10 protein-coding genes are annotated in these 12,901 nt (G+C 73.8%); 3 read left to right on the forward strand and 7 right to left on the reverse strand.

Annotated elements, in window-relative coordinates:
* Window positions 1–43: 43 nt before the first annotated feature.
* Complete coding sequence (locus EKG83_RS18285; protein WP_033434123.1) at window positions 44–913, forward strand: substrate-binding domain-containing protein; 870 nt, start codon at window positions 44–46, stop codon at window positions 911–913.
* A gap of 172 nt (window positions 914–1,085) precedes the next feature.
* Here the strand turns inward: EKG83_RS18285 and EKG83_RS18290 are convergent, their stop codons facing one another.
* The 4 genes from EKG83_RS18290 to EKG83_RS18305 are packed head-to-tail and all read right to left on the reverse strand — an operon-like array spanning window position 1,086 to window position 5,140.
* Complete coding sequence (locus EKG83_RS18290) at window positions 1,086–2,105, reverse strand: LacI family DNA-binding transcriptional regulator (RefSeq protein ID WP_033434124.1); 1,020 nt, start codon at window positions 2,103–2,105, stop codon at window positions 1,086–1,088.
* 7 nt (window positions 2,106–2,112) lie between these two features.
* Window positions 2,113–2,949, reverse strand: a complete 837-nt coding sequence (locus tag EKG83_RS18295; protein WP_033434125.1) for a carbohydrate ABC transporter permease — start codon at window positions 2,947–2,949, stop codon at window positions 2,113–2,115.
* A complete protein-coding gene (locus EKG83_RS18300) occupies window positions 2,946–3,857 on the reverse strand; it encodes a carbohydrate ABC transporter permease (protein WP_033434126.1) in 912 nt (303 codons plus the stop codon). Before EKG83_RS18300 ends, EKG83_RS18295 begins: the two co-directional genes overlap by 4 nt.
* A complete protein-coding gene (locus EKG83_RS18305; protein ID WP_033434127.1) occupies window positions 3,854–5,140 on the reverse strand; it encodes an ABC transporter substrate-binding protein in 1,287 nt (428 codons plus the stop codon). Before EKG83_RS18305 ends, EKG83_RS18300 begins: the two co-directional genes overlap by 4 nt.
* Window positions 5,141–5,311: 171 nt before the next feature.
* Between EKG83_RS18305 and EKG83_RS18310 the strand changes: the two genes are divergently transcribed.
* Complete coding sequence (locus EKG83_RS18310) at window positions 5,312–7,324, forward strand: beta-galactosidase (protein ID WP_033434128.1); 2,013 nt, start codon at window positions 5,312–5,314, stop codon at window positions 7,322–7,324.
* A gap of 101 nt (window positions 7,325–7,425) precedes the next feature.
* The gene (locus EKG83_RS18315) at window positions 7,426–8,166 is read left to right on the forward strand and encodes an ATP-binding protein (RefSeq protein ID WP_033434129.1); all 741 of its coding nucleotides are present in this window, start codon (window positions 7,426–7,428) and stop codon (window positions 8,164–8,166) included.
* A gap of 9 nt (window positions 8,167–8,175) precedes the next feature.
* Here EKG83_RS18315 and EKG83_RS18320 read toward each other — a convergent pair whose 3' ends face one another.
* The 3 genes from EKG83_RS18320 to EKG83_RS18330 all read right to left on the reverse strand — a co-directional run bounded on the left by EKG83_RS18320 (window position 8,176) and on the right by EKG83_RS18330 (window position 12,476).
* Window positions 8,176–10,164, reverse strand: coding sequence for a CheR family methyltransferase (locus tag EKG83_RS18320; RefSeq protein WP_228122669.1), 1,989 nt, complete (start codon window positions 10,162–10,164; stop codon window positions 8,176–8,178).
* 47 nt (window positions 10,165–10,211) lie between these two features.
* Window positions 10,212–11,249, reverse strand: a complete 1,038-nt coding sequence (locus EKG83_RS18325) for a chemotaxis protein CheB (protein WP_033434130.1) — start codon at window positions 11,247–11,249, stop codon at window positions 10,212–10,214.
* A gap of 123 nt (window positions 11,250–11,372) precedes the next feature.
* The gene (locus tag EKG83_RS18330) at window positions 11,373–12,476 is read right to left on the reverse strand and encodes a GAF and ANTAR domain-containing protein (RefSeq protein WP_051766648.1); all 1,104 of its coding nucleotides are present in this window, start codon (window positions 12,474–12,476) and stop codon (window positions 11,373–11,375) included.
* Window positions 12,477–12,901 lie beyond the last annotated feature (425 nt).

Consider the following 12,901-nt stretch of genomic DNA (forward strand, 5'->3'; position numbering starts at 1 on the left):
ATGTTGGTCAGACCCCGTCCCCTCGGTTACAGGAGCACAGCACGTGGTCACCATCGCGGAGGTCGCCCGGCACGCAGGTCTGGCCGTCAGCACGGTGTCCTACGCGCTCAGCGGCAAGCGGTCGGTCTCGCCCGCCACCAGGCGGCGCGTGGAGGAGAGCGCGCGGCAGCTCGGCTACCGCTCACGTCGGCCCGACGGCCTGGTGCTGGGCGTGGTGGTGCCGCCCGACCTCGACGCCGCCGGGAGGTGGCTGGAGGCGTTCGTCGCCGCGGCCGCCGCCCGCGCGCGCCGCGCCGACGCGACCCTGGTGGTCACGTCCCCGGGCGCCGCGACGAGCGGTTGCCACGGCCTGGTCGTGCTGGCCCCGGCGCCCGTGCCGGTCCTGCTCGACGTGCCCGTGGTCCGGGTCGGCCCGGCCGACGACCCCGACCAGGTGCGGGTGGACGTCGACCGGGCGGCGGCCGGCGAGCTGTGCGCCGAGCACCTGGCCGACCTCGGCCACCGCGCGGTGGCGTTCGTGCACCGCGACCCGCTGGCGGAGTTCTTCTGCGGCCTGGCGCGCGGCTGCGACGCGCGGGGCCTGGAGGTCCGGCCGCACCGCTGGCCGGCCCGGGACCTGCTCGGCGACACCGCCCGCCCCACCGCCTACGTGGCCGCCGACGGCGCCGTGCTCGGCGACGTGCTGGCCACCCTGCGCGCGGGGCACGTGCGGGTGCCCGGGGACGCGTCCGTGGTCGCCCTGTGCCCGGACGAGGTCGCCGCGCCCGAGGGGGTCACCTCGATCTCGGTGTGGCCCGCGGAACTCGGTGAGGCGGCCGTCGAGGCGGTGCTGGACGACCGGGCCGGGCGGCTCCTGCGGCCGCACCTGACCGTTCGGGGCGCCGCGCGGCACGACCTCGTCACCCGCCCCTGACCCGCACGGGGCCGCGCCTGAGCCGCCCTGAGCAGGGGCTGAGCCGCCCTGGCCTGCCTCTGAGCCGGGTCCTGGTCGGCGCGGCCTGGTCGGCGTGGCCTGGTCGGCGCGGCCTGCTGGCCGCAGCCCGGTGGCCGCGGCCCGCACCTCCCGCGCCCCCGCTCGAACCACCTCAGGTGGAGTCGCGCACCACCAGCTCGGTCGGCAGGATCGCCGCGGCCGGCGGCTGCCCCGAGGTCAGCTCCAGCAGCAACCGCACCATCTCGCGGGTGATCCGCTCGAACGGCTGCCGCACCGTGGTCAGCGCGGGCCGCGTCGAGCGGGCGGTCACCGAGTCGTCGAAGCCGCCCACCGCGACGTCCTCCGGCACCCGCCTGCCGGAGTCGCGCAGCACGTCCAGCGCCCCGGCGGCCATCAGGTCCGAGGCCACGAAGACCGCGTCCAACCCCGGCTCCCGCTCCAGCAGCCGCGCCATGGCGGCCTCGCCGCCCGCCCGGCTGTAGTCGCCGTGCTCGACCAGCGACGCGGTCGCCCCGGCCCCGAGCACGTCGCGGTACCCGGCCAGCCGCTCGACCCCGCCGGGCGTGTCCGGCGGCCCCGCGATGGTGGCGATCCGCCGCCGGCCGCGCTCCCTCAGGTGCTCCACCAGCCGGCGCGCGCCCGAGCGGTCGTCGGCCGCGGCGTAGGCGACGCGGCCCTCGTGGCCGATGGGCTTGCCGCAGGCCACCACCGGGATGCCGGTGTGCCGCAGGTCCTCCAGCAGCGGGTTCCCGGTGTGCGAGGACACCAGCAGCACGCCGCCGACGTGCCCGGCGGCGATGAACCGGCGGGTGCGCTCGCGTTCCACCTCGTTGCCCGCGGTCATCAGCAGCAGCGGCACGTCGTGCTCGGCCAGCGCCTGGGTGCAGCCCTGGAGCAGGACGCTGAAGTTGGGGTCCTCGAACAGCCGCTGCTGCGGCTCGGTGAGCACGAACGCCACCGACAGCGCCCGCTGGGTGACCAGGCTGCGCGCCGCCGAGTTGGCGACGTAGCCGGTCGTGCGCACGGCCCGGCGGACCGCCTCCAGCGCGCTCGGGCTGACGTTGTGCCCGCCGTTGAGCGCGCGCGACACCGTGCCCCGCGACACGCCGGCCGCGGCGGCCACGTCGTGGATGGTCGCCCGACGCCGTGCCTTGCCGTGGTCGACGGTCATGCCTTCCTCACGCCTTCACCGAACCCGAGAGCAGGTCGACCCGCCAGTACCGCTGCAGCAGCAGGAACAACCCGATCAAGGGTAGAACGGACACCAGGGCCCCGGCGACCACCAGGGTGTAGAGGGCGGGTGTGGTGTTGCCCTGGTTGAGCAGCGTGTAGAGGCCGAGGGTGACCGGGAACTTCCGGTCGTCGCCGAGCATGATGAACGGCAGCAGGAAGTTGTTCCAGATCGACACGAACTGGAACAGGAACACCGTGACCAGGCCCGGCAGCATCATCGGCAGCGCGATCGAGGTCAGGATGCGGGTCTCGCCCGCCCCGTCGGTGCGGGCCGCCTCGACCACGTCGTCCGGCACCGACGCCGCCGCGTGGATGCGCGCCAGGTAGATGCCGTACGGGCTGATCACGCTCGGCAGCAGCACCGACAGGTACGAGTCGGTCAGCCCGACCTCCGACAGCAGCAGGTACTGCGGGATGGCCAGCACCACCGCGGGCACCAGCACGCCCGCGATGAGCGCGTTGAAGAACAGGTCTCGCCCGCGGAAGGAGTACTTGGCCAGCGCGTACCCGGTCACGCCGGACACCGCCGCGGACAGCAGGGCGCCCACCCCCGCGTACACCGCGGAGTTGGCCACCCAGGTCCAGAACAGGCCCTCGCGGTAGCCGAACAGGTCGCCGAGGTTGCCCAGCAGGGACGAGCCCGGCTCGAACGTCGGGGTGGCGAACAGCTCGCCGCTGCCCTTGGTGGCCGCGACCACCACCCACGCCACCGGGAACAGGCAGTACAGCGCGCCGAGCAGCAGGACCAGCGTCGGCAGCAGGGGGCGGCGGCGGGCGGTCACCGCAGGCCCCCGAACCGCCGCGCGACCCGCAGCAGGCCGAACGAGACCAGGCCCGTGCCCAGGCCGATCAACACCGACGTGGCCGCCGCCGAGTGCACGTCACCCCGGGCGAAGGCGTCCTGGTAGACCTTCATCAGCGGGGTCCAGGTGCGGGACAGGGAGTTGGTCAGCGGCGCCAGCGTGGTCGGCTCGGCGAACACCTGGAGGGTCGCGATGACCGAGAACAGCGCGGTCAGCACCAGCGCGGGCGTGAGCAGCGGGAGCTTGACCCGCAGCGCCACCTGCAACGGCGTGCAGCCGTCGATGCGCGCGGCCTCGTGCAGCTCGCGCGGGATGGCGCGCAGCGCCGTGTGGAGGACGATCGTGTTGTAGCCCACGCCGCCCCACACCGCGATGTTGGCCAGCGCGAAGTAGATGCCGGTGGGGGACAGGAAGTCGACCTCCGGCAGCTCCAGCGCGCGCAGCGCCTGGTTGAGCGGGCTGGTGGCGGGCAGGTACAGGAAGCCCCACAGCACGGTGGCGATGACGCCGGGGACCGCGTACGGCAGGAAGATGGCCAGCCGGGCGAACCCGCGGGCCGGTGCCCGCTCCTCGTCCAGCAGGAGCGCGAACACCAGTGCCAGCCCCAGCATGACCGGCACCAGCAGGCCGCCGTAGAGCAGCACCCGCACCACACCCGCGCCCAGCTCGGCGTCGGTGAGGGCGCGCAGGTAGTTGCCCGGGCCGGCGAACACCTCGCGGCGGCTGCCCCGGCCCAGGCCGAGCCCGGAGACCTCGACCCGGAACAGGCTCAGGTACAGCGCGTAGCCGATGGGCAGCAGGAACGTCAGGGCGAACAGCACGACCGCGGGCGCGGCGAAGGCGTACGGCGCCGCGCCGGCGGTCGTGGGCCGGGAACGCGTCCTCATCCGACCGAGAACCCGTTCGCCTTCAGGTCCGCCACGGTCGCTTCCTGCACCTTCACGAGTGCGGGCACGAGGTCCGCGCCGGCCGTGATGGCCTCGCCGAAGGCGTTCTTGTAGGTGGTGTAGGCGACGTTGACGTTGGGGCCCCAGGTGAAGCTCGCCGCGGTGCCCGCGATCTCGGCGGCCAGGGTGTAGAAGTCGGGCTGGTTGGCGAAGAACGCCGGCGGCCCGCTCAGCGCGCCACCGGTCTGCGCGGCGGTCGCCGCGGGGTAGACGCCGCTCTCGGTCACCAGCGCGGCGACGGCACCCGGGTCGGTGTTGAGCCACACCGCGAACTCGGCGGCGACCCGCTGGTGCTTCGAACCCGAGGTCACGGCGGTGGTGGAACCGCCCCAGCTGCCGGTGCGCGGCGTGGCCGGGTCCCACTGCGGCAGGGGCGCCACGGCCCACTTGCCCTTGGTGGACCCGGCGTTGCCCTGGAGCACGCCCGGCGCCCACACGGCGCTGAGCCAGCCGACCTGGACGCCGTCGTTGAGCGCCTTGTTCCACTCGGGGGTGTACATCGGGGACTTGTCCACCGCGCCCTCGGCGACCAGGCCGCTCCAGTACGCGGTGACCTTGCGGGAGGCCGCGTCGTCGACGGCGACCTTCCACTTGTCGCCCTCCACCGACCACCACTGGCCGCCGGCCTGCTGGACCAGGCCCGCGAACCAGCCCGGGTCGTTCGACGAGAAGGTGCCCAGGTACCTGTCCGGTGCCTTGGCGCGCAGGTCGCGGGCCGTCCGCGCGTAGTCGTCCCAGGTCTTCGGCACGGTCAGGCCGTACTGCTCGAACAGGTCGGCCCGGTAGTAGAACATCATCGGGCCGGAGTCCTGGGGCACGGCGTAGACACCGCTGCCGCCGAGGGTGACCTGGTCCCACACACCGGGTGCGAAGGCGTCCTCCGCGCCCCCGGCGGCCGCGGAGATGTCGGCCAGCACGTCGTTGCCCACCAGGGTCGGCAGCGCCTGGTACTCGACCTGGGCGAGGTCCGGCGGGTTGCCCCCCTTGGCGCTGGTCAGCAGCTTGGTCACCAGGTCGTCGCCCGACGCCTGCCTGCTCACCACGACCTTGGCGCCCGGGTGGCCGGCGTTCCACCGCTCGACGACCTTCTCGATGTTGGGCGCCCAGGACCAGAACGACAGCTCGACGGGGCCGTCGGTCTCCTCCGCGCCGCCGCCGCAGCCGGCGAGCAGGACGAGCCCGAGTGCGGCGGCCAGGGACTTCTGCACCAGGTGGAGTCGCATGGGGTCTCTCCGGGGTGTTCGCGTCGCCGACGCCCTTGCCGGCGGGAACCGCGCTGTGAACGTGCACAGTAGTTACGCCCACCGGAACCGTGTCAACCACTTGACACCGGCTTTTTCCACGGGATTAATCGGCACGCAGGACCGTGCACGTTCACAGTCGCAGGAGAGTTCATGACGTTCGGGGTGTTCCGTCCGGGTGCTTCGTCCTGGCCGGTGGGCGTGGACGGCCTGGTCTACGGCGGCGACTACAACCCGGAGCAGTGGCCCGAGCAGGTGTGGGCGGAGGACGTCGAGCTGATGCGCCGGGCCAGGGTGAACCTGGTCAGCGTCGCCATCCACTCCTGGGCGCTGCTGGAACCGCGCCCCGGCGAGTTCGACCTCGGCTGGCTGGACCGCCTGCTCGACCTGCTGCACGGCGCGGGCGTCGCGGTCAACCTCGCCACCCCCACGGTGGTGCCGCCCGCCTGGCTCTACCGGGCCCACCCGGAGATCCGGCCGGTGACCCGCGACGGCGTGGTCCTCGACCGCGGCTCCCGCGCGACGTTCTGCCCCAGCTCACCCGCCTACCGCGAGGCGGCCGCGCGCATCACCCGCACCCTGGCCGCCCGCTACTCCGGCCACCCGGCGCTGGCCCTGTGGCACGTGCACAACGAGTACGGCGCGCCGCTGGGCGCCTGCTACTGCCCGGAGTCGGCCGGGGCGTTCCGCCGCTGGCTGCGCACCCGGTACGGCAGCCCGGACGCGCTCAACGCCGCCTGGGGCACCACCTTCTGGGGCCAGCGCTACGGCGACTGGGACGAGGTCGAGCCGCCCCGCGCCACGGCCACCGCCGGCAACCCCGCGCAGGAGCTGGACTTCCTGCGGTTCTGCTCCGACGAGCTGCTGGCCTGCTACCGGGCCGAGCGCGACGTGCTGCGCGAGCACTCCCACCTGCCGGTGACCACCAACTTCATGACCACCAACTGCCGGTCGATCGACTACTGGCGGTGGGGCGCCGAGGTGGACGTGGTGGCCAACGACCACTACCTGACCGCCGAGGCCGAGCGGCCCCACGTGGACCTGGCCATGTCCGCGGACCTCACCCGCGCGGTCGCCGACGGGCAGCCGTGGATGCTGATGGAGCACTCCACCAGCGCGGTGAACTGGCAGCCGCGCAACCTCGCCAAGCGGCCGGGCGAGATGCGCCGCAACAGCCTGGCCCACGTGGCCAGGGGCGCGGACGCGGTGATGTTCTTCCAGTGGCGGGCCTCCCGGTTCGGCGCCGAGAAGTTCCACTCCGCGATGCTCCCGCACGCGGGCACCGGCAGCCGGATCTGGCGCGAGGTGGTGGACCTGGGCGCGGACCTGGTCGCGCTGCGCGAGGTCCGGGGCAGCCTGGTGCGCGCCAACGTCGCGGTGGTGTGGGACTGGGAGTCGTGGTGGGCGCTGGAGCTGCCCTGGCGGCCCTCGGTCGACCTGGCCTACCGGGAGCGGGTCGAGGCGTTCTACGAGCAGCTGTGGGACGCGCACCTGACCGTCGACTTCGTCCCGCCCGAGGGCGACCTGTCGGACTACCGGCTGGTCGTGGTGCCGTCGCTGTACCTGACCACCGCGGCGGCGGCGAAGGTGCTGGCCGACTACGTGGCGGGTGGCGGCACGCTGGTGGTCTCGTACTTCTCCGGCATCGTCGACGGCAACGACGCGGTGCACCCCGGCGGCCACCCCGGCGCGCTGCGCGACGTGCTGGGCCTGACCGTGGAGGAGTTCCTGCCGCTGCGCCGCGACGAGCGGGTGGCGCTGACCGGCGGGCTGGTCGGCGACGTGTGGGCCGAGGACGTCCGCCCGGCGGGCGCCGAACCGGTCCTGCGCTACGCAGACGGCCCGGCCGCGGGCGGCCCCGCCGTGACCCGCAACCGGTTCGGCGCGGGCAGCGCCTGGTACGTCTCCACCCGGCTGCGCGGCGAGGCGCTGGCCCACGTGCTGCGGGAGGTGTGCGCCGACGCCGGCGTCGACCCGGTCGACCTGCCCCGCGACGTGGAGGTCGTGCACCGCCACGGCGTCGACGCCGACTACGCGTTCGTCGTCAACCACACCGCGTCCGCCGCCGAGGTGGCGCTGCGCGGGGTCGACCTGCTCACCGGCACGGCGTGGCCCGCCGGGGTGACCGTGCCCGCGGGCGGTGCGGCGGTGCTGCGCCTGGAGTGAACCGGGTGGCCCCGGTCACCCGACGGGCGGGTTACACCCCCGAGCAGGTGGGTAGTTCTACCGGGTTACCACGATCGGGGCGCTCCGGACGGGGGAAGGCGATGCAGACGGGCAGCGGTGTGCACTGCGACGTGCGGCCGGTGGACGACTGCCTGGTCGTCCATCCCACGGGGGTGCTGAACCTGGCCAACTACGCCTCGCTGCGGGGCACCCTGCTCAAGTGCGCGGTCGAGCAGCCGCGGGCCCTGGTGGTCGACCTCGCCGACCTGGAGGTCGAGGGGGAGTGCCTGCTCAGCGTGTTCGCCGCGGTCTGGCTGCGGACCTGCGACTGGCCGTCGGTGCCGCTGCTGCTGGCCGGGTCGGCGGAGCGGCTGCCCCGGCGCACGGCCCTGCGCCGGTACGTGTCCGTGCACGACACCCTGGAGGAGGCGCTGGCGCACGTCGACCAGCCCCCGCCGTGCCGCCGCGCGACCCGGGTGCTGCCGGCGGCCCCGGGCAGCCCGCGGCTGGCCCGGGCGTTCGTGCGCCGGGTCTGCGACGACTGGTCGGTGCCGGAGCAGGCGGTCCACACGGCGGTCCAGGTGGCGTCGGAGCTGGTCACCAACACCGTGTCCCACGCGCGCTCGGAGGCGCGGCTGCGGTTGGAGCTGCGCTGCGACATGCTCACCGTGGCCGTCTCCGACGACGACCCGACGCCCGTCGTGCTGCGCGACCCCGGCGCCGCGCCGCAGGAGGGCACCGGGCTGCTCGTGGTGGCGCAGCTCGCCCGCACGTGGGGGTGCGTGCCGGACCGGGGGAAGGGGCGCAAGGTCGTCTGGGCGGTCCTGACCACCTCGGAGTGACCCCCGGGGTCAGTCCGCCTCCGGGCTGGGGTTCTCCGGGTCGTGGTCCTCGGGGCTGGGGTTCTCCGGGCCCGGGTCCTCCGGGTCGTGGTCCTCCGGGTCGTGGTCCTCCGGGTCGTGGTCCTCCGGTCGGGCGTCCTCCGGTCGGGCGTCCGACGGCTCCATGACGAGGATGGCACCCACGGACTCGCCCGCCTGGTTGCGCATCGGGGCCACCACGACCCGGACCGTGGTGTTGCGGCCACGCCGGTTGATGGCGTCGATCAGCAGCACGTCCTCGGTCGTCGAGTCGGACAGCGCCGCCCAGACCGCCGAGCGCAGCTCGCCCACCGGCAGCCCGATGTCCAGGTTGAGCAGGTGCTCGCCCACGGCCTCGTCACTGCGCAGGCCCCACAGGTCCTCGGTGCCGCGGTTCCACACCAGCACCCGCAGGTCGCGGTCGACGACCACCACCCCCAGGCGCAGGGAGGTCAGGATCGTCTCCATGAAGTCGTTGACCTGGTCGAGCTCGGCGCTGCGCTCGCGCAGGGTGTCGTTGATGGCCTGCAGCTCGTCGTTGGTGGACTGGAGCTCCTCGTTCATGGTCTCCAGCTCCTCGTTGGTGGACTGGAGCTCCTCGTTGGTCGTTTCCAGCTCCTCGACGGTCGACTGGAGCTCCTCGTTGGTGGTCTCCAGCTCCTCGTTGGTGGACTGGAGCTCCTCGTAGGCCGACTCCAGCCTGCGGTTGGTGTGCTCCAGCTCCTCCAGGAGCTGGCGCGCCGCGCTCACGTCGTGGAACACGATCGTGATGCCGAGCAGGCCGTTGTCGGTGTGGACCAGCGGGTTGACGTGGATCTCGAACCACACCGAGTCACCGGGCGCCCGGACCCACTCCACGTCCTTGATGCGCAGCGGGCGGCGCTCGACCTTGGCCTGCTCGACGTAGGCGCGCAGCTCCACCGGCCGGTAGGACAGCTCCAGGTCGCGCAGCGGGCGGCCGATGTCCCGGGGCGAGAGCCCGAACAGCGCCTCGGCCTGCTGGTTGATCAGCGCCACGATGTCGTCGCCGGTGATGACGACTTGCGCCACCGGGCCCGCGGAGAACGCGTGCTCGCGCAGCTCGTCCAGACCCCCCACCTCGCCGGCGCGCTCGGGCACCCGCGGGTAGGTGACGAGGCTGCCCAGGCCGGTCGGGACGCCGGGGATGCGGCGGAACGTGCGGCGCTTGAGGTCGACCGGGTCGAATATCCGGCTGTGCGACAGCAGCATCTCGGCCTTGCCGAGGAACAGGATGCCGCGCGGCGCCAGCGCGAAGTGGAAGCGGCCCAGGACCTTGGCCTGGGTCTCGGCGTTGAAGTACATCAGCGTGTTGCGGCACACCAGCAGGTCGATCCGGGAGATCGGGGCGTCCTGCACCAGGTCGTTGCGGCCGAAGATGACCGAGCGGCGCAGGTCCTTGCGGAAGACGTAGTGGCCGCCCTGCTGGTCGAAGTACTGCTGCAACTGCCCTTCGGTCAGGTTCTCCACCTCGGCCGTCGTGTAGGAAGCCTGCCGCGCCTGCGTCAGCGCCTCCTCGTCCACGTCGGTGGCGTAGATCTTCACCCGCTGCCGGAACTGCTCGGGCCCCAGCGCGTCGGCCAGCAGCATGGCCAGGGTGTACGCCTCCTGCCCGGCCGAGCAGCCCGCGCTCCACACGCGCAGCGGCTCGTCGGGATCGCGCTCGGCCAGCAGTGCGGGGATGACGTCGCGGCGGATGTGCTCCCACGCCTCGGCGTCCCGGAAGAAGTCGGTCACGTTGATAAGGATGGTGTTGAACAGCGCGTCGAACTCGTCCGGGTCGACCTGGAGCAGGTCCATGTAGTCGCTGAAGTGGTCCACGCCGACCTGGGCCATCCGCCGCCGGACGCGGCGGGCGAGGCTCGTCCGCTTGTAACCGGTGAAGTCGAACCCGCGTGTCTCCTTCAGGTACGTGAGTACCGCTTCGAACTGGTCGTCCGGCTCGGTGGGGATGGCGTCCACAGATGTGGACGCTACCGCTATTCGCTCTGCTCGCGCGTATCGGTGGCCTATAGGCCGGTCGATTCGACGTCAGAGCTCTCGTCCCGGGACCGGCTCAGGCTGGACAGCAGGAAGTCGCGCAGCACCGTCGCCGCCCGGGTGGACTCCTCGGCCAGGCCGAGGTAGCGGTCGATCCGGCGCTGGTCGCCCCAGCCGCGCGCGGTCTCCACCATCCGGTGGGACAGGCTGGCCTTCTCCTCCAGGGTGCGCAGGGCCGTCCACAGCGCCTTCTCGAAGGCGTCGCCCTGCGCCTGCGCCAGGGCCTCGGCCGACCACGCGTGGCCGATCTGGCAGCGGAAGCGCAGCGAGTCCGGCTCGACCTCGTTGAGCACGCCGTTGCAGTCCGGGCAGCTGTACTCGCTGGCCTCGCCGATCATGTGCGCGTCGACCTCCAAGACTCCCCGCAGGTCCCGGGCGATCCGGTTCTCCTGGGCCAACCTCGCGGGCACGGGTGGCGCGGCGGTCACGCCCACCGGGTCCCGCACCAGCCCGGCCAGCAGCGGCCCCAGCTCGGCGGCGGGCCGCACGTGGGTGGTCTCGACGTGCCGCAACGCATTCTCCGGCATCCCGGCGTACAGGGCGTCGTCCGGGTCCTGGACCACGGCGGTACCGCCGCGGGTGCGGATGGCGACCAGGCCGGCCACGCCGTCGTCGAGGACGCCGGAGAGGATGACGCCGACGACCCGCGGCCCGCCCGCGATGGCGGCGGACCGGAACAGCACGTCGATCGCCGGCCGGTGCCCGTTCTCGGCCGGGCCGTGGGACAGGACGAACCGGTCCTCCACCACGAGCAGGTGGTGGTCGGGTGGCGCCACGTGCACCCGGCCGCGGGTCAGCGGCATCCCGGATCGGGCGGAGACCGCGGGCAGCGGACCGGCGCGGCGGATGATCTGCGGCAGCGCGCTGGTGCCGCCGGCGGGCAGGTGCAGCACCACGGCCACCGCGGCGGGCAGGTCGGGCGGCAGGCCGGCGACCAGGTCGCGCAGCGCTTCCACCCCGCCCGCCGAGGCACCCACCACGATCAGGTCAGCATGTGCCTGTGGCATGGGGGGTCACGTCTCCGTCCGGTCGCGGGTGTGCTGGTCGGGCCGGACCGCTCAGGGGGTGGGCCGGTCGTGGGGAACCCGGTCACGGGCAACCGTAGTGGTCGGACCACGCCACCGCGACCGTCACGTGCCCGTCCTCGGCGTTTCCCCCTCGGTGGTCCTCTCCGGCCGCCCGCTCCCCGCGCCGGCCTGCCCCGCACCCGCCGACCCGGTCAGCCCGTTCTCGACCGCCTGCCGCGCGGCCGCGGCGGCCTGCCGGTGCTCCTCGGCCTGGCGCAGGTGGTCCGTGCCGTCCGTCCCGCTCCGGGCCATCTTCTCGTGCAGCAGGGCGGCCCGCTCGTGGGCCTCGGCGGCGGAGAGGTAGGCGGCCATGGTGCGCTGCAGCCGGTCGGCCGCCCGCGCGGCCGCCTGCTTGGCCCGGCGGTTGGCCTCGCTGACGTGCTCGGGCTTGGAGCCGCGCATCCGCCCCGTCTGCGACGAGAGCTGGTCGTGCAGCTCGCTCGCCCTGGCCGCGGCGTCCTTGGCCGCCTGGCGGGCCAGCTCGGAGGTGTCCCCGGCGTCGATCCCGGTCTCGGCGATGATCTCGGCCAGGCGCCGCACCTTGATGTTCAGCTTCTGCGACGCGGTCGACAGCAGTCGGAACGCCTGCTCGGAGGTGGCGTGGTGCCGCTGCATCAGGATGCCGACGGCCCGGCTGATGGCCTCGCGGCTGGCCACGGCCGTGCGCAGGTCCTCCTCCCGCAGGGCCGTGGCCAGGGCGATCCCCGCGTGCGTCGCGTAGAGCGCCGCCACCGCCCGGCTCCGCTCGTCGAACGCGCGGGGTGCGCGGGCGTAGAGGTTCAGCGACGAGCGCGCGACGCCCCGGCCGGTCAGGTGGCAGGACAGCACGCTGCCCAGGCCCAGCTCGACCGCGCGCGCGGTGAACCGGGGCCACCGCGCGTCACCGGCCAGGTCGTCGACCGCCAGCACCCCGTCGTCGGCCACCGCCCGCAGGCAGGGGCCCTCACCGCAGCCGTACTGGGCGTCGTCGGCGGCGGCGGCCAGCTCGTCGGTGGCCGCCGCCGTCACCAGGGTGCCGGAGCGCGCCAGGGAGACCGACGCGGACCCCACGCCCGGCACCACGGTGACCGCCAGCTCCGCGATCCGGTCGGCCGTCGCGGCGACCGACTCCTGCTCGGCGAAGCGCCGCGCCGCCTCGGTGAGCACCTCGACCAGTTCCATGCCCATGCCTCCCCCCTCCCCTCTGGACCCGTGTCGGGTCGTCAGGCGGAACGCGCGCCGATTGCACGATCGCTATACCCCCTGGTGCGGGGTGAGGAGAAGTCGTACACCCGATCGGACGATAACCGGGCCAGTGGGGCGCGAAGCGGGTGTACCCCGTGCGCACCGCGCGTGAAACCGCGGCCCGAACCGGTCGCGCGCCTCGGCCGCGTGGACCGGTCGCGTGGACCGGCTTCGTGGACCGGTCGCGTGGACCGGCCGCGTGGACCGGTCGTGCGCACCGCGAGTCCACAGCGGACGGTCCGAACCGGCCGGTGGTTTCCGCCGGTGGCCCGGGGGTAACCGGGTTCCGGGCCGCCCGTCGCGCGGGTGGTCGAGCGACCGGTCGAACAGCGCGCCGGCGCCACCGGGTGGTGGTCGCCGCACGACCG

Source organism: Saccharothrix syringae (assembly GCF_009498035.1).
Classification (GTDB): domain Bacteria; phylum Actinomycetota; class Actinomycetes; order Mycobacteriales; family Pseudonocardiaceae; genus Actinosynnema; species Actinosynnema syringae.

Coding starts and splice junctions, on each gene's coding strand:
- EKG83_RS18290 (WP_033434124.1), bottom strand. CDS start 2,105: ATGACCGTCGACCACGGCAAGGCACGGCGTCGGGCGACCATCCACGAC.
- EKG83_RS18330 (WP_051766648.1), bottom strand. CDS start 12,476: ATGGGCATGGAACTGGTCGAGGTGCTCACCGAGGCGGCGCGGCGCTTC.
- EKG83_RS18300 (WP_033434126.1), bottom strand. CDS start 3,857: ATGAGGACGCGTTCCCGGCCCACGACCGCCGGCGCGGCGCCGTACGCC.
- EKG83_RS18305 (WP_033434127.1), bottom strand. CDS start 5,140: ATGCGACTCCACCTGGTGCAGAAGTCCCTGGCCGCCGCACTCGGGCTC.
- EKG83_RS18325 (WP_033434130.1), bottom strand. CDS start 11,249: ATGCCACAGGCACATGCTGACCTGATCGTGGTGGGTGCCTCGGCGGGC.
- EKG83_RS18315 (WP_033434129.1), top strand. CDS start 7,426: ATGCAGACGGGCAGCGGTGTGCACTGCGACGTGCGGCCGGTGGACGAC.
- EKG83_RS18310 (WP_033434128.1), top strand. CDS start 5,312: ATGACGTTCGGGGTGTTCCGTCCGGGTGCTTCGTCCTGGCCGGTGGGC.